This window comes from Martinezella lusitana (genome assembly GCF_010668395.1).
GTDB lineage: Bacteria > Pseudomonadota > Alphaproteobacteria > Rhizobiales > Rhizobiaceae > Rhizobium > Rhizobium lusitanum_A.
In genome coordinates this window covers 557097-580918 of record NZ_WUEY01000003.1, presented here as the reverse complement: position 1 = coordinate 580918, position 23822 = coordinate 557097, and the positions used below count along the sequence as shown (strand labels likewise).

Here is a 23822-nt window from a genome sequence, read left to right as displayed (position 1 = left end):
TTAGAGGATGCTTCCGGCACTCGGGCCTGAAAGCCGTCCCCAACATGGGGTTTCAAGGTTCCGATTCGCGCCCACCGCGAAAGGGAGAAGGGAAGGCATCGCTGCCTTCCCCTTATTCAGTCTGCGTCGGCTGCTATTAAGCGACGACGTAGGGCAGCAGGCCGAGGAAACGGGCGCGCTTGATCGCCTGGGCGAGTTCGCGCTGCTTCTTCTGGGAAACGGCCGTGATGCGGGAAGGAACGATCTTGCCGCGCTCGGAAATGTAGCGCTGCAGGAGACGGACGTCCTTGTAGTCGATGCGCGGCGCATTGGCGCCCGAGAACGGGCAGGTCTTGCGGCGGCGATGGAACGGACGGCGGACCGGTGCGGAGGAAACTTCAGACATTGTTCAAAATCTCCTTATACGCGGTCTTCGCGCGGACGGCGCGGACGGTCTTCGCGGTCGCCACGATCCGGGCGCGGACCACGATCGCCGAAGCTGCGCTCCGGACGGTCGCCATCACGACGCGGACGGTCGTCACGGTCGCGCTTCTGCATCATGGCAGACGGGCCTTCTTCGTGCTTCTCGACAGCGATCGTCATGTAACGCAGAACGTCTTCGCTGATGCGCATCTGGCGTTCCATTTCCTGGATCGCAGCAGCCGGAGCATCGATGTCCATCAGGGCGTAATGAGCCTTGCGGTTCTTCTTGATGCGGTAGGTGAGGGACTTGAGGCCCCAGTTTTCGATACGCCCGACTTTACCGCCGTTAGCTTCGATAACACCCTTGTACTGTTCTACGAGGGCGTCGACCTGCTGCGCGGAAATATCCTGCCGGGCAAGGAATACATGTTCGTAAAGAGCCATGGATAGCTTTGCCTTTCTTGCGTTGGTCTGAACCCGGTATTCGGCGGCTAAGCCTCAACGACTGCTCCTGAGAGGGATGACCCCAAGCAAGAAAAGCGTTTCCGAGACGGTCGAGAGCGGAGACACGGGAGGCTGGAACGCTTCCGTTCCGACGATTCTTCTTGCGAAAAACCGGCCCTCCGTTCAGCCACCAGCCAGAAGACCGGGTTGCGAACAGGGCGGCTTATACGGATTTTTCCGGGAAAGGCAAGGGGAAGGACGAAATTGCGTTATTTGCTCGCCCAAGACCACGCTGGGACCCACGCCAAATCGTATGCGCCCGCTTGCCCCGACGTTGCAAGCGCCACGCTCTCCCATATGATGCGATTTGCAGCAATACGGGACCCTTCATGCGCATCCTTCTCGTTCGGCACGGCGAATCCCTCGGCAATATCGATGACCAGGCCTATCGGCAGTTCGGCGATCACAATGTCCCGTTGACGGAGTGGGGATATCGGCAGGTGCTGGAGGCGGGGCAGGCGATCGCTGCTTATCTGAAGGGGCTGCCGAGCGCCGAGTTGCGCAAGCTGAACGTCTGGTATTCGCCGTTCCTGCGGACAAGGCAGAGCAAGGATGCTCTGCTGGAGGGTTTGCCCGCCGATCTGATCGGGGACGTCAGGGAGGATTATCTGCTGCGCGAGCAGGATTTCGGGCTCTTTACCGAAATCTACGATCACGCCGAACAGAAGCGGAAATTCCCCGACGAGTTCGAGAAGTGGGCGCGGTTGCGCAACAACAACGGCAAGTTCTACGCCCGCCCGCCGGACGGCGAAAGCCGCGCCGACGTCGCCCAGCGCGTCCGCCTGTTCCTGCAGACCGTCATGCACGATGCCGAAAACGGAAAGAACAATGTCATCATCGTCGGCCACGGCGTCACCAACCGGGCCTTCGAGATGAACTTCCTGCATCACCCGGTCGATTGGTTCGAGCAATCGAACAATCCGGGAAACGCCGATGTCACCCTGATCGAAGGGCGGAGTTCGCAAGGCTATAGCTCGACCCTGCTTCACAAGGCCGTGGATCGGGTAAAGGGGCAGGAGGGGTTGAAGGAGGCTTATGGTTCCGAGCTGACGACGGCGCCGAAGGCTGGGCAATAACCGCTTGCGGCGACCGGCTGGACATTCCTGGCGGTGTTACAGGCCCGTCCCACGCTAGCCATGGGGCTGAGCGACTCTTGAAATATGCCCTGCAATCATGACTTGTGAAACGATAGGTCCTGTGGAAATCATGACTTGGCGAATATTGGGGGCTTGGTTGTGAAAGTAATGGGAAAAAGCTTTGCTGTAGCAGGTCTTGTTTTGGGCCTTACCCTTGTCGCTCAGGACGCAACAGCGAGATTGAGCTACGAAGTTCAAAGCTTGAAAGATGGTTCTAAGTTTATCATGGTAAGCGGTCAGTTCGAAGCTAACGATGACTTGGGCATATTTCGCAGCAAAGTTCTTTCCAGCCACGCGTATTCCGTTAGTTTTTTTAGTGGCGGCGGAAACGTATACAAGGCCATGGAGTTTGGCCGTCTGATCCGATCTCTGGGTTTGCAAACCGTAGCTGCGCGAGGCTCGGAATGTGCCTCGGCCTGTTCCTTGTCATTTATGGGCGGGATAACTCGCTATGCCGAGCCGGGTGCAATCGGCGTTCATAAATCCTCGTTCGGCGATACCAGTGGAATGAATGTCGAGGATGCCGTTGCGGCCATTCAACAGCAAACCGCCGACGTGATTGCCTATATGAGCGAAATGGGCGTCGATCCCGCTTTGCTGCAACTTGCCCTCAAATATGACAGCAATGATATCCGCTATTTGTCATCGAGCGAAATGACGAAGTTTCGGGTGACAACCGTGTCGTTCCAAGAGGTTCATGAATCTGACGCCAAATCGTCCGCTGGTGAGGCTCAGGCGCCGACTACCGATGGACGCAAAGCGGTAAAAGCACCGAGCGAGGAGCCGTCACTTCTGCAAGTTCCTGTCCCGAGAAGCGGCATCCTTCAAGATGGCAGTGGGTCGGCCTTCTTAAAGACCAGTCGGGATATGCGCTCCAAGACGATTGCGGTTTTCGCCAATGGGAGCGAGTTGCTGATTAAGAAGAGTGTCGGTGACTGGTATCGGGTGTCGATTGGCAACAAGACCGGCTATATGCTTCAGACATCGATATGGGTGCGTGAATTTGAAGAAAATCAGTTCGGAAAGCGTTATATCGAAATAACCACCGAAAAGTCTCTAGACTCCGCAATGTCTCTGGCCAAGCGGTCATTTATTCCAATGGCAGTTCATTTAACAGCGCAGGGACATTATGCCGTCACAATCGTGGGGACATACGGCGGAGACGTTGATTCCCTCGTTTTTCAGCCTTTAATTAAAACGAAAAGTATCCCTCCGACCGCTTTTATTACCTATGGCAACAATTACGTTCGCGAAATCTGCTGCAGCGCTTCCACCTCGACGGCTGAATAAGCGAACAGGTTTGCCCGCTTATTCCATTTGAAGCCAGCTAGCACCGCCTCACATCGGCAGCGGATACTTCCGGTGCACCTGCTCGATTTCCGCCAGTGCCTCCGCCGGCAGCGTCACGTAAGCGCCGGCGATATCCGTCTCAAGCTGAGCCATCGTTGTCGCGCCGATGATGACGGAGGCCATGAACGGTTTTGTGAGGCAGTAGGCCAGCGCCAGCTTGGAAGGATCGATGCCATATTTGGCTGCGATTTCCAGATAGGCCTTGACCGGCGGCTCCTGCAGCGGCTGCAGGCGGCCGCCGATGTCGAGGTTGATCGAGCCGCGTGAGCCGGCCGGCCGTGCGCCGCCGACATATTTGCCGGTGAGGATGCCGCCGGCGAGCGGCGAATAGGCGAGCAGGCCGACGTCTTCGTGATGAGACAGTTCGGCCAGGTCGAGGTCGAAATGCCGGTAGAGCAGGTTGTATTCGTTCTGGGTGGTGGCGACGCGCGGCAAGCCCTTCTGTTCGGCAATCGTCAGATATTTCTGGATGCCCCAGGTCGTCTCGTTCGACAGGCCGATGGCGCGGATCTTGCCGGCCTTCACCAGCTCGCCCATCGTCTCGAGGATGTCGGTGATGTTGGCGACGACCTTTTCGCGATCCTGTTTGAAAGGATCGTAGTTCCAGTTCTGGCGGAAATGGAAGTGGCCGCGGTTCGGCCAGTGAACCTGGTAGAGGTCGATATAGTCGGTCTTCAGCCGCTTGAGGCTGGCGTCGATCGCTGCCCGGATGTTGACGGCGTCGGCGCCCTGTCCGCCGCGCAGATACTCGCGGCCCGGACCGGCGACCTTGGTGGCGAGCACCACGTCCTTGCGCCTGCCGGTCTTCTCGAACCAGCTGCCGATATACTCTTCCGTGCGTCCTTGCGTCTCCGGTCCTACAGGTGTCGTCGGATACATTTCGGCGGTATCGAAGAAATTGATGCCCTTGTGGACGGCATAGTCCATCTGTTCATGGGCTTCGGCTTCGCTGTTCTGCGTGCCCCAGGTCATCGTGCCAAGGCAGATCTGCGAAACGGAAATGTCGGTACGGCCTAAATTCTTATATTTCATGGGGAAACCTTGGGGATGGGAGAAGGTTAAAATGAAGAAGGTCGCGAGAATTTAAGCTTGAACTGAGCAAGCGCAAGAAAAAAATCATTGCGCTTCGCAGGCGCAAAAGCCGGTGGCGACAGGCCCTGTGCTATTGACTCCGGCGCAAACAATGTCATTGGGAAGCAAAACGACCCCCAAAAGGACGCTTTATAATGACAGTTGCTTTCACATTTCCCGGCCAGGGCAGCCAAGCCGTCGGCATGGGCAAGGACCTTGCCGACAATTTCGCCGAGGCGCGTGCCGTCTTCGAGGAAGTCGATGAAGCGCTCGGTGAAAAGCTCTCCGACGTCATCTTCAACGGCCCGGAAGACAAGCTGACGCTGACGGCGAATGCGCAGCCGGCGCTGATGGCCGTATCGCTTGCCGTCATCCGCGTGCTGCAGGCGCGCGGCTTCGATCTGAAGAGCAAGGTCGCCTACGTCGCCGGCCACTCGCTCGGCGAATATTCGGCACTCTGCGCCGCCGGCACCTTCTCGCTTGCCGATACGGCGCGCCTGCTGCGCATCCGCGGCAACGCCATGCAGGCGGCCGTGCCTGTCGGCGTCGGTGCCATGGCCGCGATCATCGGCCTTGAACATGCCGACGTCGCCGCGGTCTGTGCCGAAGCCTCCACGCTCGGCGCCTGCCAGATCGCCAACGACAATGGCGGCGGCCAGATCGTGATTTCGGGCGAGAAAGCTCCGGTCGAGAAGGCTGCCGAGCTTGCGACCGCCAAGGGCGCCAAGCGCGCCATCCTTTTGCCGGTCTCCGCGCCCTTCCATTCGGCGCTGATGGCGCCGGCTGCGGAAGCCATGCGCGAAGCGCTCGCCGGCGTCGTCAAGAACAATCCCGTCGTGCCGGTCATCGCCAACGTCAAGGCGGCTCCGGTGACGGATGCCGACGAGATCGCCAGGCTACTGGTCGAGCAGGTGACCGGTCAGGTGCGCTGGCGCGAGACGGTGGAATGGTTTGCCGCCAACAATGTGACAACATTGTATGAAATTGGCGCCGGCAAGGTGCTGACGGGCTTGGCTCGTCGCATCGACAAGTCGGTCAACGGCATTTCCGTCAACAATGCCGCAGACATCGACACGGCGCTCGCTGCATTGCTCGGCTGACAGATTTAGGAACGAGGGGATACACATGCTTGATTTGACCGGCCGCAAGGCCCTGGTAACCGGCGCATCCGGTGGCATCGGCGAAGAGATTGCCCGGCTCCTGCACAAGCAGGGCGCCATCGTCGGCCTGCACGGCACGCGCGTCGAAAAGCTGGAGACGCTGGCATCCGAACTCGGCGATCGCGTCAAGATCTTCCCGGCAAACCTGTCGGATCGCGACGAGGTGAAGGCGCTCGGCGCCAAGGCGGAAGAGGAACTCGGCGGCGTCGATATTCTCGTCAACAACGCCGGCATCACCAAGGACGGCCTGTTCGTTCGCATGAGCGACGAAGACTGGGACGCGGTGCTCGAAGTCAACCTCACGGCGGTCTTCCGCTTGACGCGCGAGCTGACCCATCCGATGATGCGCCGCCGCTATGGCCGCATCATCAACATCACCTCCGTCGTCGGCGTCACCGGCAATCCGGGACAGGCGAACTACTGCGCCTCCAAGGCCGGCATGATCGGCTTCACCAAGTCGCTGGCCCAGGAAATCGCGACCCGCAACGTCACGGTCAACTGCGTTGCCCCCGGCTTCATCGAAAGCGCGATGACGGGCAAGCTGAACGACAAGCAGAAGGAAGCCATCATGGGCGCCATCCCCATGAAGCGCATGGGCACGGGCGCGGAAGTTGCTTCCGCCGTCGCCTATCTCGCTTCCTCCGAAGCCAGCTACGTCACGGGCCAGACGATCCATGTCAACGGCGGCATGGCGATGATCTGAAGGAATTGCTTATTGGAAGGAACTTTCCCTCCAATAGCATGTTGAGCAACCCGGAGCCGGCTATTTTCTGGCTTTGCGACGGACTTAAACCGTGTTAAGCGGGCCATGACTGTGAACAGTCGTCCGGAAAATGCAGACGGACTGGGCCGCATTCAAGGCGCTGGACCGGATCTTAATGCCGGGTTGAACGAGTTTGCCAGCGGCGTCAGGACAGATGCTGCAGGTTTGAATTAGGGTAGGGATGTCACAAGGCATTCTGATCAGGACATAAGGTCGAGGAAACCGACATGAGCGATATCGCAGAACGCGTAAAGAAAATTGTTGTTGATCATCTTGGCGTTGACGCCGACAAGGTTGTTGAAAGCGCAAGCTTCATCGACGATCTGGGTGCGGACTCGCTCGACACCGTCGAACTGGTCATGGCCTTCGAAGAAGAATTCGGCGTGGAAATCCCGGACGACGCTGCTGACTCGATCCTGACGGTCGGCGATGCGGTAAAGTTCATTGAGAAGGCCCAGGCCTAATCTTTTGTGCTTTTTGACAGGGCGGGCTGAAGAGTCCGCCCTATTTCGTCCGGCAAAGCCGTGCGAAGCATGTTTATACGCATATCATCATAAAAAGACGGGGGTCTGCGGGCGATGAGACGTGTCGTTATCACGGGTACCGGCATGGTATCACCTTTGGGCTGTGGCACGGAGGTGTCTTGGACACGCCTGCTCGCGGGACAGAACGGCGCACGCCTCGTCACCGAATTCGAAGTCGAAGACCTCGCTGCCAAGATTGCCTGCCGCATCCCGGTCGGCGACGGCTCGGACGGCACGTTCAGAGCCGACGACTGGATGGAGCCGAAGGAACAGCGCAAGGTCGACGCCTTCATCATCTATGGCATGGCCGCCGCCGACATGGCGCTGGCCGACGCCAACTGGCACCCGGCAACGGATGAGGATCAGATCGCCACGGGCGTCATGATCGGCTCTGGCATCGGCGGCCTCGAAGGCATCGTCGAAGCCGGCTACACGCTGCGCGACAAGGGTCCGCGCCGCATCTCTCCCTTCTTCATCCCCGGCCGCCTCATCAATCTCGTTTCCGGCCAGGTTTCGATCCGTCACAAGCTGCGCGGTCCGAACCATGCCGTCGTGACCGCATGCTCCACCGGCGCGCATGCGATCGGCGACGCGGCGCGCCTCATCATGCTCGGCGATGCCGATGTCATGGTGGCCGGCGGCGCCGAAGCTCCCGTCTGCCGCATAGCGCTTGCCGGCTTTGCCGCCTGCAAGGCGCTGTCGACGCAGCATAATGAGGATCCGCAAAAGGCTTCCCGCCCCTATGACCGCGATCGTGACGGCTTCGTCATGGGCGAGGGCGCCGGTGTCGTCGTTCTCGAAGAGCTGGAGCACGCCAAGGCCCGCGGCGCCAAGATCTATGCGGAAGTTGTGGGATACGGCCTTTCCGGCGACGCCTATCACATCACCGCGCCGTCCGAGGATGGCGAGGGCGCATTCCGCTGCATGACCTCCGCACTGAAGCGCGCCGGCCTGACCCCGGCCGACATCGACTACATCAACGCCCATGGCACGTCGACCATGGCCGATACCATCGAGCTCGGCGCCGTCGAGCGGCTGGTCGGTGATGCTGCGTCGAAGATTTCCATGTCGTCCACCAAGTCGGCAACCGGCCATCTTCTGGGCGCGGCCGGTGCGATCGAGGCGATCTTCGCCACGCTCGCCATTCGCGACAATATTGCCCCGCCGACGCTCAATCTCGACAATCCGGAACGCGAGACCGCCATCGATCTCGTTCCTCACAAGGCCCGCAAGCGCGAAATCAATGTCGCGCTGTCGAACTCCTTCGGTTTCGGTGGCACCAATGCGTCGCTTGTCCTGCGCCGCTATGAGGCTTAATAACAGCCCGTAACTTTTGGGGCGGGAGTGCTTTTCGGCAATCCTGCCTGCGTCCTTGATTGCTGCTGCGCCTCCATCCCTCTCGGGGAATGCGGCGCGGCAATGCCTGATCGGTCGAAGTCGGAGCCTGAGTTCCGCCTTATCTTCTGAACCTGTTTTTTGCCGCATTGCTTGGCCAAAGAGCAGGCAATCACAAAAGGGAAGGGATTGCCGGTGAGCGATACGAACCAGAGCAACGGAACTCCGAACGGGCAGAAAGGGCCGATCATCCCGAAATCGGCCAGTGAAGCCCTGCGTCCGGAGCGTGTTCCGGATCCGCCGAAGCGCTCCCGCAAAGCCCGCAGCCAGATGGTCATCTTCCTGAACTTCCTGATGACGCTGGCAGTTTTTGTCGCCGTTGCCGCGATCGGCGGTGTCTATTATGCATTCTCGATCTATCAGGGCCCCGGTCCGCTGACGACGAATACGAACTTCATCGTCCGCAATGGCGCCGGCCTCGGCGAGATCGCCAATCGCCTCGAGTCCAACAACATCATCACCGATCAGCGTATCTTCCGCTGGCTCACCGCCACCTATCTGCATGACGGCGATACCCTTCGCGCCGGCGAATATGAGATCAAGGCCGGCGCTTCCATGAAAGATATCATGGAGCTGCTGAAATCCGGCAAGTCGATCCTCTATTCGGTCACCCTGCCGGAAGGACTGACCGTGCGGCAGATGTTCAACAAGCTGCAGGCCGATCCCGTGCTGGAGGGCGATCTGCCGTCCGCTTTGTCGGCCGAAGGTAGCCTGAGACCGGACACCTATAAGTTCACGCGCGGCACCAAGCGCACGGAAATCATCGAGCAGATGGCGGCAGCGCAGACGAAGCTGGTCGATCAGGTCTGGGAAAAGCGCGACTCGAGCGTGCAGCTGGCGAACAAGCAGGATTTTGTGACGTTGGCCTCCATCGTGGAAAAGGAAACCGGCTTGGCCGACGAGCGTGCCCATGTCGCCTCCGTCTTCCTGAACCGTCTCGGCAAGGGCATGCGCCTGCAGTCGGATCCGACTGTCATCTACGGGCTTTTCGGCGGAGAAGGAAAGCCGTCCGATCGCCCCATCTATCAGTCAGACCTGAAGAAGGAAACGCCTTACAACACCTACATCATCAAGGGCTTGCCGCCGACGCCGATTGCAAATCCGGGCAAGGATGCCCTGGAATCCGTCGCCAATCCCTGGAAGACGCAGGATCTCTATTTCGTTGCTGACGGTACCGGCGGCCATGTCTTTGCTGCGACGCTGGACGAGCACAACGCCAATGTCAGGCGCTGGCGCAAGCTGGTCGCCGAAAAGGGCGAAGATCCCAGCGCGATAGCCGTCGATGGCCAGCCGGACGACGCTGCCACAGCTCCGGGCTCGGGCGCCCAGCAGAAGAAGAAGACCAACTGATCTTTGCCGCGTCGTAGCTTGGACAAGAAGCGCGACGCGGATTCACTTTACATTGATCCATAATCCGGAGATTTTCGGCGGATTGGGGATAGGATTTATCGGAGGCTTGCATGGCATTGCAGTCCATGACCGGCTTTGCCCGGCGTGAGGGAACGAGTGGTCGTGGCCGCTGGGCGTGGGAACTGCGTTCGGTGAACGGCAAGGGGCTGGATATCCGCCTGCGCCTGCCGCAGGGCCTGGAGCGCCTGGAGGCGGATACCCGCAAGGCGATTTCGGACCAGCTCGCCCGCGGCAACCTGCAGGTCAGCCTGTCGCTTTCCGTCGAGGAAAGCCGCGTCGAAGTCGTCGTGAACCAGGATGCGCTGGCTGCCGTTTTGGCGCTGCGCGACCAGCTGGCCGGCATCGTCGATCCCGCGCCGTTGAGGCTGGAAAGCCTGATGGCCGTGCGCGGGCTGGTGGAGTTCAAGGAGGTCGAGGAGGACGAAGAGGCCCTCGCGGCGCGCGATGCCGATATCGTGGCGGGTCTCGAGGCGGCGCTTGGCGATCTCCGCGACATGCGTCGTCAGGAAGGCGAGGCGCTCGGCAGAGTTCTGCTAGGGCAGGTCGCGACGATCGAGACGCTGACGACCGCCGTCGAACGCGACCCTTCGCGCTCCCAGCAGGAAATCGCCGCGAGGCTGGCGACACAGGTTGCCATGCTTCTGGAGGGCTCGTCGGGCCTCGATCGCGACAGGCTGCATGCCGAAGCCGCTCTTCTTGCCACCAAGGCCGATCTGCGTGAGGAAATCGACCGTCTGAAGGCGCATGTGGCAGCGGCGCGCGATCTTATTTCCAAGGGCGGTCCTGTCGGCCGCAAGCTCGATTTTCTTGCACAGGAATTTAACCGGGAATCGAATACTATCTGTTCGAAGTCGAATGCAGCGGCCGTAACCGCCGCCGGCATCGAGCTGAAGGTAGTCATCGACCAGTTCCGCGAACAGGTCCAGAATTTGGAGTAGGCCATGAAGCCGGCGACATCCACATCCATTCCGATCGCCCGCCGGGGGCTGATGCTGGCCATTTCCTCGCCGTCCGGCGCGGGCAAGTCGACGATCGCGCGCACCTTGCTGGATACCGACAAGCAGGTCAGCCTGTCGGTCAGCGTTACGACCCGGCAGCGCCGGCCGAGCGAAATCGCCGACGTGCACTATCATTTCGTTTCTCAGCGCGAATTCGAGCGTCTTCGCGATTCCGACTCGCTGCTCGAATGGGCCGAGGTCCACGGCAATTTCTACGGCACGCCGCGCGAGCCGGTGGAGACGGCGATGGCGGAAGGCCGGGACATGCTCTTCGACATCGACTGGCAGGGCGCACAGCAACTGCAGGAGAAAATGCCGGCGGATGTCGTGTCCATCTTCGTTCTGCCGCCGACGATGACGGAGCTGCAATCGCGCCTGCATCGCCGCGCCGAGGATTCCGAAGAGGTGATTGCCATGCGCCTCGCCAATTCGCGGGCCGAGATCGCCCATTGGCGCGAATACGACTACGTCATCATCAACGATGACCTGAACGCTGCTTTCGATGCTGTCCAGTCGATCGTCAAGGCGGAGCGCCTTCGTCGCGACCGCCGGCATGGCATGTTCGATTTCGTCCGCGGATTGCTGGAAGAAACGCCGAAGCTCTGATCCCGATCAGATGTTCTGATCCCGATCGGTCGCGCTCCGGTCTTGGTCAGAGGCAGTTCGCCAGCCGGCAAAATTCTTCCACGGACAGCGTTTCGGCGCGGCGCTGCGGGTCGATGTCAGCTTTCAGCAAAAGCCCCTCGCCGCCCAGCGGCTTCAGGCTCTGCCGCAGCATCTTGCGGCGCTGCCCGAAAGCAGCCTGCGTTACCCTCTCCAATTTGTCGACGGCACAGGGAATGGGATTTTCCTTCGGCGTAAGGTGCACCACAGTCGACGTTACCTTGGGCGGCGGCGTGAAGGCCTGCGGAGATATGTCGAAGGCCATGTGCGCCTGCGTACGCCAGCCACAGAGGACGCCGAGCCGGCCGTAGTGATCGTCATCCTCCTGCGCGACGATCCGCTGGCCGACTTCCTTCTGGAACATCAAGGTCAGGGATTGCCAGAAGGGCGGCCACTGCGGCGGCAGGAGCCAGTTGACCAGGAGCTGCGTCCCGACGTTGTAGGGCAGGTTGGCGATGATCTTGACCGGATCATTGGCAGCAAGCGTCGCAAAATCCGTCTTCAACGCATCGCCTTCGATCACATCAAGCCGGCCGGGATAGTGATCGGCGATTTCCGCCAGCGCCGGCAGGCAGCGCGAATCGCGCTCCACCGCGATGACCTTTTTCGCGCCGAGCGCCAGGATAGCGCGCGTCAGTCCACCGGGTCCGGGACCGACTTCGAAGACTGTCACGCCTTCGAGCGAGCCTGCGGTCCTAGCGACCTTCTGCGTCAGATTGAGGTCGAGAAGAAAGTTCTGGCCGAGCGCCTTGCGCGCGTCGAGACCATGGCGCTGGATCACATCGCGAAGGGGCGGCAAGCCGTCTAGTGCTGCCATCAGCGGTTGCTTCCAGTCTTGCCGCTGATTTCGTTTGCCAGCCTGAGGGCTGCGACAAGGCTATCCTCTTTGGCAATGCCCTTGCCGGCGATACCGAATGCCGTGCCGTGGTCCGGGGAGGTACGCACAAAGGGTAAGCCGAGCGTGACGTTGACGGAGTCGTCGAAGCCGAGCGCCTTGGCCGGGATCAGCGCCTGGTCGTGATACATGCAGATGGCGACGTCATAGCGCCGGCGGGCCTCGTCATGGAACATGGTATCGGCGGGCAGGGGACCGAAGGCGTCGATGCCCTCCGCCCGCAATGTGTCGATCGCGGGACGGACGATCTCGTCGTCCTCCTTGCCGAGCGCGCCATTCTCGCCGGCGTGCGGATTGAGGCCGGCGACGGCGAGGCGCGGCTTGGCAATGCCGAAGCGGCTACGCAGGTCGTGATCGGTGATCCGGCAGGTCTCGACGATCAGGTCGGAGGTGAGTGCCTGGGGCACATCTTTCAGTGGAATGTGGATGGTGACCGGGATTGCACGAAGCTTCGGACCGGCCAGCAGCATGACGGGCATGATCGGCTTTCCGGTCGCGCGCGTTGCGAGATCCGCCAGGAATTCCGTATGGCCGGGAAAGCCGAAACCGGCGTCATAGAGTACCGATTTGGCGATCGGGTTGGTGACGACAGCGGATGTGCGACCACTCATGCTGAGCGAGACGGCCATTTCTATGGCGGTAATCGTCCCCTTGGCGGTCGCCACCTGCGGCTCGCCGGCGTTGACGCTTATGCCGGCATCGATCTGCAGAACAGGCAGCGCATCCTGAAAGACGTCGCAGGCCGCGGCAGGATCGGCTGCCTGCAAGGGCACGGTCAAGCCCAATTGCAAGGCACGCGCCGCGAGTATGCGGGCGTCGCCAAGAAACAGGAAAGGGGGTAAATCAAGCTCACCGCGACGAAGCCAGGCGGCAAGCGTGATGTCGGGGCCTATGCCGGCTGGGTCCCCCTGCGTAAGGGCAAGGGGGAGGGCAGAGTGCGATGGCATCGGCGGTCAGCGGTAGACGATCTGCGCCTTGGAGCGCAGTTCGTCCATGTATTTCTTGTCATTGGCGCTGACGCCATCGGCATTGGTCTTGCCGATATCTTCGGCACGGAACACGGCCGCAGCAGCGACGTCGTCATTCACCTGACGCTGCGAGCAAATGGCGACATACTCGACGCCGCGGTCGGTCACGATAGGCGTGGTCGTGTTGCCGGTGGCCTTCTCCAGCATCGGCTTCCACATTTCCGGAACCTCCGGTGCGAGCACTCGGCCGAGGTCCTGAACGGAGACGTCATGCATGGTCGCCGCGAAAACCTTCGCCTGATCGCAGCCGGGGAATTTGGCACGCGACGCTTCGGCTTCAGCCTTGCGCGCATTGAGGATGGCGTTCCGCTTTGAGCTTGGAACGACGAAGATGATCTGCTTCAGGAAATATTCCGTCGTGACCGGCTTCGTCTTGTTCTCCGTCATGCGCGTCACGAGGTCGTCGTTCGACATGCGGCTTCTTGCGCCGAAGCGCGCATTGACGACACGCGGCCAGCTCATGGAAATGGCGATGTAGGACTTGAAGTGGTCCACGCCGACGCCGGCCTTTTCGAGAATCTGGCTGAGCTGTGTCGGCGTCATTTTGTTGCTGGTGGCGAAACGGCCAAAGGCGGCATCGACATCCGTCGTCGAAACGGACATGCGCAGGCGGGAAATCTCCGCACGCTTCAGCGTCTCGTCGACAAGCTGATCCTTGGCGAGCTTGTTGAGATCGCCTTTCTGGCGTTGCAATTTGAGGAAGGCGACACGCTTGGCGATATCGCCGGAGGTAATCACCTGGCTGTTGACGATGACCTTTACCTCGCTTGCGGCAAAGGCAACATCGCTGCTCGGCACTGCGAAGCTTGCCATAACCAGGGCTGCTGCCCCGAACAGCAGAGCGCGCATCGGTGTCTTTCCAGAAAACATCAACTACCCCTTCCCAAAGGTCTTTTCTGCCGGCGTTGCGCCATAACGGCACGCCAACGGCGCAATACGGCAAATTTGCGCCACATGTCTACATCAAGCGCGATGAATTGCAAAATCCTTGCGGCGAAACAATGACGCTGAGAATTAGCGGCCATTTCAACGCAAAAGAGCCGGCGGTAAAGCCGGCTCCCTGCAATTTCATTTGTGTCAGAACGTCGCGTCCTGAACGCTGCCGAGGTTGACGTCCCCAAGCGTTCGGAAGGTCAGGCGAGCGCCGATCGACCAGTCGCTCGCCGAATTGGCGGTCGTATCCTTCTTGTCGAGGAAGGAGATACTGAAGATCGTGCACTCGTCCTCGTAGGAAAGGCCGACACCCTGGCGCGTGATCTCGTTGTTGTTGAGATCGTAGCTGACCGTGCCAAAGACAGACCAGTATTCCTTGAACTTGATCTGGGCGCGCGACTGGATTTCATCCTGATTGCTGGTGAAGCCATATTGTGGCTGAGCGGCAATATGAGTGTAGATCAGCGACGTCTGGAATATATCGTTCGAGAAGCCGACCGACGTATCGCCGCGACGGAAGGCGAAATCCTTTTCGTCGAAGCGATAGGAGGTCGCCAGCGATATCCCCTGCGGCGTCGTCAGGCCGAACATGGTGACATAGTCGGAACGGGTCGTTTCAAGACCCGATTCCGCACCGGCTGCCGCCAGATCGTCGGTTGCGAACGAGTTGCGACCGGCAAGCTGATAAGACTGGCCGAAGATATGCTGCAACTTGTAGCCGCTATCGAAGCTGGCGGTGTAGCGCCAGCCCAGATTGGCCCTCGTACCGCCTTCGATGCGGTCGAAGCCGGAGAACTTGTCGCGGTCGAACAGGTTGGTGGCGTCGAAGACGAAGCTTTGGGCATCCTCATTCGGCAACCGGCCAGCAAGCTGCTCATCCGGTCGCACGTAGATCTGCGCGATCGGTTCGAAGACGTGAGTGCTGTTGTCCGTGGTGATCAGGAACGGATACTTGGCTTCGAGACCTGCAGTGACCATGCCGCGTGCCGCATAGTCGCTGGTGTCGTAGTTGCCGGGATAGCTGAAAGCAGTGCCCAGAGAATTGGGCGCATCCATGTCCAGACCGTAGACGTCACCGCGCGCGGCGGCCAATGGCGTCAGCACCAAACCCTCATCGGTTGTAAAGGTGCGTTGCCACTGCAGCTCGGTGCTAAGGCGCGTGTAGCTGCCCGAGAGCCCCAGGAAGCGGTCGTTCAGACTGGAATCACCGAGATTGGTGGTATTGTCGAGGGCCGATTCCTTGTCGCGCGACAGGTGCGTGAAATTCATGGTTGCAGAAAGTTCGCCACCGTAAACCGATTTCGGATCGACATAGTGATAGTCGATGCTTGGGTAGACGACAGCCTGCTGCTTCTCCGCCAGACCGTTGTCGTCGGCATTCTGCTCGTTGTAGTAGAACCCGCGCATATCGAAATAGTTGCGCTTACCAATGCCCATCAAGTAGGCTTGGTTGATACGCGTGCTCTGGTTGAGCCCTTCCAGGCCATAGGTGCGCGAGAAGTTGTTGTCGCTCTGCACCAAGACGTCCCAGCCAAAAGACCAGCGGGGATTGATCTTGAAATCCGCCTTGGAATTAATCATGCCGCGAGCCTTGTGCTCGGCATCGCTGGTGCCGGCAGTGAAGGTGCCGGGATCCATCTGATTGATGCCGGCAACGCGCAGAATGTGCGTACCGTTCTCGAAACGCTGGCGGAATTCGCCTTCGAGCAACAGGCCCTGGTTGGTGAAACCGGTGGCAGTGACCGTCGCATCCATGCTGGGCGATATGACGTAGTAGTAAGGAACCCTTACGCCAACGCCGAGCCGCTGAGAGACGGTAACCGACGGAAACAGGAAGCCCGATTTGCGCTTGACCGTATTGTCGGGAACTTCGATCCACGGGACGTAGGCGATCGGTTGGCCGAACAGCTCGAAACGAGCATGCTCGAGGCGGACGGTATGCGTCACGCCGTTCTGGACGACGCGCTGTGCCTTGACCTGCCATAGCGGCGCGCGGCCAGCTTCGGAACAGGCCATGCAGGCCGTGTAGACGCCCTTCGTCAGAATCATCTGCGTGCCGCCCACGCGTTCGCCCTTTTCAGCGGCGAGACGGGTGTTGTCGGGCATTTCGATGCGCAGGGCGTTCACGAAGCCGTCGGAAAAGCTGTCGGTGACATCCATTTTGTCACCGTACATGCGATTGCCGTCCGGGCTGATCAGCTCGACATTGCCGATCGCCGTCATCCGCCCGGATTTCTGATTATATTCAACTTTCTGGGCGACCATACGATAGCCGCCATAGTTGATCTGGACCGCACCGCTTGCGGTGACGATCTGCGTATCCTTGTTGTAGACCAGTTCGTTGGACGAAAGGACTAGCTTTGAGCCATCCGGCACCTTCACCTTGATAGGAGAGGCTACTGCGCCGGCACCGCCGTTGTTATTGTTGGCATTATTGTTAGCCTGAGCATAAGCTGCGACCGGGCTCATAATATATGCGCATGCAGCCGTGCCCGTAACCAGGGCAGCCACAATCTTTCTGATACTCTTGCGGTTGCCTGCCGCCACTTAGCCGTCCTCCTGATGAAGCAGGATCGTTGCTCCGAATGCCAATGCGACGATCACGGGTATCCATGTCGCCACGTAGGGAGGAACCACTCCGCTGCTCCCGAATGCCTTTACAAGCACGGTGACAACATAAAGCACGAAGCCAGAGAGGATTCCACCCAGAATCACAGAGCGCGATTGATTGAATCTGCTGAATTTTAACGACACGGTTGCCGCAATCAACGTCATTGCCACAAGCAGGAATGGCTGTGACAACAACGAGTAAAGCTGTGTCTCGAGAGCATTGGTCGAGATCCCGAAGGAGCGTGCGACCTTTATTCGATTAGAAAGATCATAAAAAGCAATGGTTTCAGGCTGCGCCAGGCGCTGGGAGACGAAGTCCTGTTTCAGATTAGTACGAACCTGTGCCGAACTTTTATGATCCGGTATTTCCCCCGGTCGCCGCTCGACGACATTGTTAAGAAGCCAGTAACCATCTTCCAATTTTGCCGACTGGGCGTCCTGCCGGGAGATGATATTTCCCTGTGAATCGAAGTGGATAAAGACAACGCCCATCAACGTCGTTCCATTGTCCAGGATGGCCTTGGCACCGATGATGGTATCGTCTTTTCCGCTCGACTGACGAAGCCACGGAACAGAGAGCTTGTTGTGGTAGGATGGGTCGCCGCGAAGATCGGCTTCCATCGTTTCGGCCTGGCGTTGTCCCCATGCCGCCACCGGATTGAGGGCGAGCATGGTCATCAACCCCACGCAGAAGGCGCCCAATATGAATGGCGTCATGAACTGCCAGACGGAAATGCCGGCTGCGCGCGCAATCACCAGTTCGCGGCGCCGGTTGAGGGCGATCAGCACTGTCATGCCGACGAAAAGCGCAATGAACGGCACCGTCTGCTGCAGGATCAGTGGCAGCCTGACGGCCGTCATGATCAGGCCGAGCGAAACCGTATAACCGGGCAGACCGGCAAGCCGGCCCGCAGTTTCGCTGAAGTCGACGAGATAGACGATCGAGATGACGCCCAGGAAGAACCAGAACGTCGTCACGATGTAACGCGTGAAGAAATAACGCCCGAGCGTGCCGAAGATCATGCACCGCTCCCGTTCGAGCCGTCCGGTGCCGTCGGCATGCGATCCACAATTCTCTGTCGCCAGCTGCTGAGACGATTGCGGATCGAGACGGGCATCGTCATCTTCCGGTTGCGCATCAGCAACACGATGGCGATGAGGGCCGAGACGATATTGATGCCGTAGAGAACGCCGACGAATCGGGGCGCATTGTCGATCTGGTTTGCGGCATAGAAGTCCGCCCAGCGTAACGCAAAGGCTATCGTCAGCGCCGACACCATCGGATGCAGCCGTGCTTCGCGATGCGAGCGCGCATCGCCGGCGATCACGAGGGATATGAGGGCAAATATGGCCGGCAGCGCCCATTCGTTGAGACGCCGGTGCAGTTCAGCCCGATAACTTCCTGGTTTCGCCATGTAGTCCGGATCGTTCGGATCCGGATTGAGCAGGAAGCCGAGACTGCGGTCGCTGGAGCGCAAGGTCGCCTGTCCGCGGCTCTGCGTCATGTCGGAAAGGTCGAAGGAATAAGAATCGAACTTGATAACGGAGACGTTGCCATCGGCCGTCTTGCGATGCACTTCGCCGTCTTTCATCAACAGGGACGTGCCGCTCGGATCGACGGCGCCTTCCTTCGCATAATAGATGAGATCGAAGGCGGGGTCGCGGGAATCGACGACGAACAACCCCTTGAGGATGCGCCCCGACAAGCGCTGCGAGATCTGGACATAGAGCCCGTCTTCGATGCGCCGGAAATTCTTTTCCTCGATCACCGTCGAAAGAAGGTCGGCATAGGCTTCCGCCACCATCTGACGGGCGGCGACGCGAGCCTTGGGCTCGACCACATTGTCGACGAAGAACGAGAAGGCGCTGATCGCGATAGCAAGAATCATGATCGGGCGAATGATGATGCTGCGCTTGGCGCCAGCCGCCTCCATGACGGTCAGCTCCGAATCGCTATTCATCGCCGTCAGCGTCTGCGTGATACCGATGACCAGCGCGAAGGGCAGAACGATGGGAATGATCGTCGGGAGAATGAGCGTCGCTAGCTTTGCGAACGATCCCATCGACTGGCCGCTATCCGTCACGAGATTGATGCGCTGCAGAACCTGGGTGGTCCAGATAATGGCGAGCACCGGCAGCAGCGCTACCAGGAACATCATACCGACACGCCGTACGACATATGTCTCGAATAACTTCATGCCGGCCCTTAAACGCAACAGCTGCCGGGCAAGCCGACAGAGATTCACCCTCATCTACGCTGTTTACGTTTTTTTGGCGACAACCAACTCGAAAAAAAATCGTTAATTTCCCGATATTCTTCTGTCGTGTGTCGTTTGGGATAATGCCAGCAGGGCGGCAAATATGACAAGCGAGGAGAGCCAGCCGAGGACGGCATCTGAGAGGTAATGTCCGCCAAAGGCCACCCGGAGCGCCGGAATCAATATGGAGACGGCGGCAATCGGCAGCGCCGCAGCCGATCGATACGGCTGCGGGATGATGAAGATCAGACAGAAAAGCCAGCCCGCTGCGGCTGCCTCGCCCGAGACGAACGAACAGTTGCTGACACATTTGCCGGCGAAGGATCCGGCATGCACGAAATCCAGCGTGCCGCCGAAGAGGTCGGTTTGTCTCGGACGCGGCCGGCCGGAGAAGGCCTTCAGCCAGAGATTGACCATAAGCACCGGTCCGATCAGCAGCGCGCCGAGCGCAATCCGGAGATTGCGTGCCCGCAGCTGGTTGAAGGTGGCTCCGTGATGTTGCCAGCACCGGAACAGCATCCAGATGAGAGCAACGGCTATGATGTAGGGGAGCTGGAAGAAGATCTCGCGCAGCAGCCGCATGTGCGCGTCGTCGTTATAAGGGAAGATGCCGCATATCTGGTCGGGGCGTACGCTTGTCAGACATTGCCGCGGCAGAAAAAACATGTTTGCAACGGCGACATCGATCTGCGGAAAAAGCGAAAAGAGACCAAGCAGCGCCCACCAGAGACAGAAGAGGCCGATGAAGGCATCGCCCGCCGTGCGCGGTCGCAAAATCTCGGGAAAGCGGTCCTCGCGATTGAGGCTGTTGAAATCTATAATCAAGGCGGCTTCCGGCAAAAGATTGGGCCGCCCGGTGGCGGCTAAAACACCATGCCGCATAGCCTAGCCGCGCTAAATGACAGGGATTTGAAGCCGTTGGGCACGCTTCTCCAGGGAATGCTTTGCCAAACGCTTGTATTCCCTAGTCAAACCTTGAATGATGCCTGCACAAATTTATCTTCTTGAGACGCATGTTTATCGGAGCAGAAATGTCTGTGAAATTCGAGATTTCCTTCGCCAAGTCAGCTCGCCTCAGCGGTGGTCTGGCCATTCTCCTGAAAGGCACGGACAGCGAGCTTCCGGCGGGAGCCGAGAGCGCAGATCCGGCCAATGTTTTCGCCAGGGCTGCACCCGTGTCCGGCTTCAAGAGCAAGGTGCTGAGCAGTCTGGATATCATCGCGCCCGAGGCAGCGCCCGTCGACCGGATCATCGTGATCGGCGCGGGCAAGGTCAAAAGCCTGGCAGCGCACGACTGGCTGAGGCTCGGCGGCGCCGCCGCGGCAAAGATCCGCAATGTGGAAAAGGTCGCCATCTTTCTGGACGCGCCGGCAATCGAGGTCGGAGCCAAGGAGGCCGCCGATTTTGCCCTGGGCATGCTTCTGCGCGCCTACAGCTTCGATACCTATAAGACGAAGAAGGGTGATGATGACGAAAAGGGCGGCTCCCGCAAGGCCGTGAAGGTCACGATCGTCACTCAGGAGGCTGCGGCCGCCAAGAAGCTCTACGCGACCTCCGAAGCCGTCGCCGGAGGCGTGATTCTCGCCCGCGATCTGGTCAACGAGCCGCCGAACGTTCTCGGTCCCGTCGAGTTCGCGGCCAAGGCCAAGGAGCTGGAAAAGCTCGGCGTCGAGATCGAGATTCTGACCGAGCGCGAGATGCGCCGCTTCGGCATGGCCGCTCTGCTCGGTGTCGCACAGGGCTCCGCCCGGCCGCCGCGCCTGGTGGTCATGCAATGGAAGGGCGGCAAGGCGAAGGAAAAGCCGGTCGCCTTCATCGGCAAGGGTGTCGTGTTCGATACCGGCGGCATCTCCATCAAGCCGGCCGCGGGCATGGAGGAAATGAAGGGTGACATGGGCGGCGCCGCAGCCGTCACCGGCCTCATGCACACCCTTGCCGCGCGTGGCGCCAAGGTCAACGCCATCGGCGTCATCGGTCTGGTCGAGAACATGCCCGACGGCAATGCGCAGCGTCCGGGCGATATCGTCACTTCCATGTCCGGCCAGACGATCGAGATCATCAACACGGATGCCGAAGGCCGGCTCGTTCTATGCGATGCGCTCTGGTATACGAACGATCGCTTCAAGCCGCAATTCATGATCAACCTCGCGACCTTGACCGGCGCCATTCTCGTCGCGCTCGGCAACCTTCAGGCCGGCCTGTTCAGCAACGACGACAAGCTGGCCGGCGAGCTGACCGAGGCTGGTCTCGTCACCGACGAGCGCCTGTGGCGCATGCCGCTCGGCAAGGAATACGACAAGATGATCGACAGCAAGTTCGCCGACATGAAGAATACCGGCGGCCGCTATGCGGGCTCGATCACAGCCGCCCAGTTCCTGAAACGCTTCGTCGGTGATACGCCGTGGGCGCATCTGGACATTGCCGGCACGGCCATGGGCTCCGTTCAGGACGAGATCAATCAGTCCTGGGGTTCCGGCTTCGGCGTGCGTCTGCTCGATGAGCTGGTCCGCGCCAACTACGAATCGTGACCGGCCGGGTTTTGTGAGGTAGAAGAGGCCGCATGACAGACGTTCTCTTCTATCACCTGACGGAATCGAAGCTCGAAGATGCCCTGCCGCCGCTGATCGACAAGAGTATCGAGCGCGGCTGGCAGGTCGCCGTGCAGATGTGCGAGCCGGCACGGCGGGATCTCCTCGATGCCCATCTCTGGACCTACCGCGAGGACAGCTTCCTGCCGCACGGTACGGACGAAGGCGAAATGGCGGACCGCCAGCCGGTGCTGCTGACGGTCTCGCCCGACAATGTGAACAACGCCACGGTGCGCTTTTTCGTCGACGGTGCCGAGGCCACGGATGTCGGAACTTACCAGCGCGTCGTGCTGATGTTCGACGGCTACGATCAGCAGCAGCTGGAAAGCGCGCGCGCCCAATGGAAACGCCTGAAGGGCGAGGGGCACAACCTTACCTATTGGCAGCAGACGCAGGATGGCCGCTGGGAGAAAAAAGCCTAGGGCTTTCCTTCTGCGCCAAGAAAGCGGGCCTAGTCGCTTTCCGCCAGGATCTTTTGAATGAAGTCCTTCTTCGCGGCGGTATAGGATGCCCGGTCATTGGCATATTTCGCCGCAAGCTCGACCTTCAGCGCCTCATAGGCGTGGGCAAGGTCCGGACGTTTGCGCATCCGGTCCCGGAACAGGATGAACTGGCACCAGTTAACGCCGCCATATTCGACCACATGCACCAGATGCGTGCGGGTATCCCCCTCGATATCGTGGCCGAATATGTGATCGTTCGGAACGATATTGCTGCCGGCGTAGACGTAGCCGATCGATGCCATTGGTTCGATGCAGGCGATGCCGTCCTCGAAGCGCCGAACGCCGACGGCGATGTCGATGATGGGCTTGGCCTTGATTTCGGGAATGGAGGTACTTCCGAAATGCTGGACATCGACGGCGAGGTCGCCGAGTGCGCCGCGAATGGCGGCCTCTTCCAGCAGATAGGCCTCGTGCCAGCTCTGGTTCGGCTCGGCGAGCCGGACGGACTTGTTGCCGACGCCGAGCCCAAAGGATTGTTCATGTTGCGATGCCACCGGCAACTCCCCGATGAAGATAATACCCTACGCTAGCATGCTGCGGGGCGTATTGTCTCCACCGGGAAAGGCAGATCAATCGTAAAATGCTTCGACGAATTTGCGCTTGCCGAGCATGAAGGCATCGGCGACGTGGCGCAGCGGCGACACGTCGACATCGGACGTCCCGGCTTTGACGATCTCGGCAAAACGGCGGTAGAGCGAGGGGTATTCAGCCTCCGGTGCGGAGAACTTAAGTTCGCCGTCGACCGAAAGCTTGGAGCCGCCATCGGCGAGAACCATCTGCCCCGCATCCGTCTCGGCGACGATATCCCAGCTCTGCTTGCCCGTCTGGCGCCAGTCGAATTCGGCGTGGACAGGAAGGCCCGCGCCGCTCTTGAAATGCAGATCGGCGGCGATCGGCGAGTCCCGGTTTTCCGGAAACTCCAGCGTCGCGCCGGTCAGGAAGAGCGCCGGCAGGATATGGGTGACGATCGAGAGCGCATTGATGCCGGGGTCGAAGACGCCGAGCCCGCCGGCCTGCCAGATCCATTCCTGGTTCGGATGCCAGTGGCGGACGTCTTCCTTCCAGATCACATGAACACTGTGGACTTTCGTTCCGGCGAGGAAGGCTTTCGCAGCTTCCACGGCCGGCGCATAGCGCGAATGCCAGCTGGCAAAGAGCGAAACGCCCTTGGCCTTGGCGAGGTTTTCGAGATCGGCGACTTCGCTCAGCGTCGCCCCGGGGGGCTTTTCGAGGAAAACATGCTTGCCGGCCATAAGCGCCTTGTAGGCCGCCTCATAGCGATATTGCGGCGGCATGCAGAGCGAAACGGCATTGATCGCCGGCACGGCATCGAGCATGGCCTCGATTGTCGTGAAGGACGGAATGCCTTCGACGGTGCCATGGCGGCTCGCCGTGGCGATCAGTTCGAAATCCGGGTTGTTCACGATCGATGGAAGATGCTGGTCGCGGACGATCTTGCCGACGCCGACAATAGCGAGGTTGATGGGGGACATGGGTGTCTCTCGATTAGTATGATTATTGATGCGATCTTTAGCAGAATGCCGCATGTGGGCAAGGGCGGCAAATCGCGAATGCGGCTGCTCGATCCCCAGCGCACAAGATCAACCATGCCCCTGCCGCGTTTCGAATGC

Annotated in this window: 23 protein-coding genes; 11 read left to right on the top strand and 12 right to left on the bottom strand. The window is 59.8% G+C overall.

The features are described from left to right. Positions 1-136: 136 nt before the first annotated feature. Complete coding sequence (gene rpsR, locus GR212_RS09735; RefSeq protein WP_004122103.1) at positions 137-385, bottom strand: 30S ribosomal protein S18; 249 nt, start codon at positions 383-385, stop codon at positions 137-139. Between the two features lie 14 nt (positions 386-399). Then, complete coding sequence (gene rpsF, locus GR212_RS09730) at positions 400-846, bottom strand: 30S ribosomal protein S6 (protein ID WP_028753379.1); 447 nt, start codon at positions 844-846, stop codon at positions 400-402. A 389-nt stretch (positions 847-1235) separates the two neighbouring features. On the opposite strand from rpsF, the gene GR212_RS09725 reads away from it, so the two are divergent. Next, positions 1236-1982, top strand: coding sequence for a histidine phosphatase family protein (locus tag GR212_RS09725; protein WP_163986258.1), 747 nt, complete (start codon positions 1236-1238; stop codon positions 1980-1982). Between the two features lie 135 nt (positions 1983-2117). Next, entirely contained in the window at positions 2118-3332 is a 1215-nt protein-coding gene (locus GR212_RS09720; protein ID WP_204326329.1) for a hypothetical protein, read from the top strand. Between the two features lie 48 nt (positions 3333-3380). On the opposite strand, the gene GR212_RS09715 is transcribed toward GR212_RS09720, so the two are convergent. Next, on the bottom strand, positions 3381-4424 hold the full coding sequence (locus GR212_RS09715; protein WP_163986257.1) for an aldo/keto reductase: 1044 nt from the start codon (positions 4422-4424) through the stop codon (positions 3381-3383). Positions 4425-4618: 194 nt separating this feature from the next. Here GR212_RS09715 and fabD point away from each other — a divergent pair, with 194 nt between their 5' ends. The 7 genes from fabD to gmk all read left to right on the top strand — a co-directional run bounded on the left by fabD (position 4619) and on the right by gmk (position 11319). After that, the gene (gene fabD / locus GR212_RS09710; protein WP_163986256.1) at positions 4619-5563 is read left to right on the top strand and encodes an ACP S-malonyltransferase; all 945 of its coding nucleotides are present in this window, start codon (positions 4619-4621) and stop codon (positions 5561-5563) included. A 25-nt stretch (positions 5564-5588) separates the two neighbouring features. After that, on the top strand, positions 5589-6326 hold the full coding sequence (fabG, locus tag GR212_RS09705; protein WP_015339359.1) for a 3-oxoacyl-[acyl-carrier-protein] reductase: 738 nt from the start codon (positions 5589-5591) through the stop codon (positions 6324-6326). A gap of 287 nt (positions 6327-6613) precedes the next feature. Then, entirely contained in the window at positions 6614-6850 is a 237-nt protein-coding gene (locus tag GR212_RS09700; RefSeq protein WP_004122114.1) for an acyl carrier protein, read from the top strand. A gap of 114 nt (positions 6851-6964) precedes the next feature. Then, positions 6965-8227: a beta-ketoacyl-ACP synthase II gene (gene fabF, locus GR212_RS09695; RefSeq protein ID WP_163986255.1), complete on the top strand. Its 1263-nt coding sequence runs from the start codon at positions 6965-6967 to the stop codon at positions 8225-8227. A 213-nt stretch (positions 8228-8440) separates the two neighbouring features. After that, a complete protein-coding gene (mltG, locus tag GR212_RS09690; RefSeq protein WP_163986254.1) occupies positions 8441-9655 on the top strand; it encodes an endolytic transglycosylase MltG in 1215 nt (404 codons plus the stop codon). 110 nt (positions 9656-9765) lie between these two features. Then, on the top strand, positions 9766-10653 hold the full coding sequence (locus GR212_RS09685) for a YicC/YloC family endoribonuclease (protein ID WP_163986253.1): 888 nt from the start codon (positions 9766-9768) through the stop codon (positions 10651-10653). Between the two features lie 3 nt (positions 10654-10656). Continuing rightward, on the top strand, positions 10657-11319 hold the full coding sequence (gene gmk / locus GR212_RS09680; protein ID WP_163986252.1) for a guanylate kinase: 663 nt from the start codon (positions 10657-10659) through the stop codon (positions 11317-11319). A 46-nt stretch (positions 11320-11365) separates the two neighbouring features. On the opposite strand, the gene rsmA is transcribed toward gmk, so the two are convergent. From rsmA to GR212_RS09645, 7 genes are all read right to left on the bottom strand, one after another. Next, entirely contained in the window at positions 11366-12193 is an 828-nt protein-coding gene (gene rsmA, locus GR212_RS09675) for a 16S rRNA (adenine(1518)-N(6)/adenine(1519)-N(6))-dimethyltransferase RsmA (RefSeq protein ID WP_163986251.1), read from the bottom strand. Next, on the bottom strand, positions 12193-13218 hold the full coding sequence (gene pdxA, locus GR212_RS09670) for a 4-hydroxythreonine-4-phosphate dehydrogenase PdxA (protein WP_163986250.1): 1026 nt from the start codon (positions 13216-13218) through the stop codon (positions 12193-12195). The genes rsmA and pdxA overlap by 1 nt, the downstream gene beginning before the upstream one ends. A 6-nt stretch (positions 13219-13224) precedes the next feature. Beyond that, a complete protein-coding gene (locus GR212_RS09665; protein ID WP_163986249.1) occupies positions 13225-14169 on the bottom strand; it encodes a peptidylprolyl isomerase in 945 nt (314 codons plus the stop codon). 207 nt (positions 14170-14376) lie between these two features. Further along, positions 14377-16779 (bottom strand): LPS assembly protein LptD, encoded by a 2403-nt coding sequence (locus GR212_RS09660; protein WP_163986248.1) that lies wholly within the window; start codon positions 16777-16779, stop codon positions 14377-14379. Continuing rightward, entirely contained in the window at positions 16780-17865 is a 1086-nt protein-coding gene (lptG, locus tag GR212_RS09655) for an LPS export ABC transporter permease LptG (RefSeq protein ID WP_163986247.1), read from the bottom strand. After that, positions 17862-19040 (bottom strand): LptF/LptG family permease, encoded by a 1179-nt coding sequence (locus GR212_RS09650; RefSeq protein WP_163986246.1) that lies wholly within the window; start codon positions 19038-19040, stop codon positions 17862-17864. Before GR212_RS09650 ends, lptG begins: the two co-directional genes overlap by 4 nt. A gap of 102 nt (positions 19041-19142) precedes the next feature. Further along, the gene (locus GR212_RS09645; RefSeq protein ID WP_163986245.1) at positions 19143-19925 is read right to left on the bottom strand and encodes a phosphatase PAP2 family protein; all 783 of its coding nucleotides are present in this window, start codon (positions 19923-19925) and stop codon (positions 19143-19145) included. Positions 19926-20131: 206 nt separating this feature from the next. On the opposite strand from GR212_RS09645, the gene GR212_RS09640 reads away from it, so the two are divergent. After that, complete coding sequence (locus GR212_RS09640; protein WP_163986244.1) at positions 20132-21628, top strand: leucyl aminopeptidase; 1497 nt, start codon at positions 20132-20134, stop codon at positions 21626-21628. A gap of 32 nt (positions 21629-21660) precedes the next feature. Continuing rightward, complete coding sequence (locus GR212_RS09635) at positions 21661-22110, top strand: DNA polymerase III subunit chi (RefSeq protein WP_163986243.1); 450 nt, start codon at positions 21661-21663, stop codon at positions 22108-22110. Positions 22111-22139: 29 nt separating this feature from the next. Here the strand turns inward: GR212_RS09635 and GR212_RS09630 are convergent, their stop codons facing one another. Continuing rightward, positions 22140-22685 carry a GrpB family protein gene (locus tag GR212_RS09630; protein WP_163986242.1) on the bottom strand — a complete coding sequence of 182 codons (546 nt, stop codon included), beginning with the start codon at positions 22683-22685 and terminating at the stop codon, positions 22140-22142. A 75-nt stretch (positions 22686-22760) separates the two neighbouring features. Then, positions 22761-23684: a Gfo/Idh/MocA family protein gene (locus tag GR212_RS09625; RefSeq protein WP_163986241.1), complete on the bottom strand. Its 924-nt coding sequence runs from the start codon at positions 23682-23684 to the stop codon at positions 22761-22763. Positions 23685-23822: the final 138 nt, after the last annotated feature.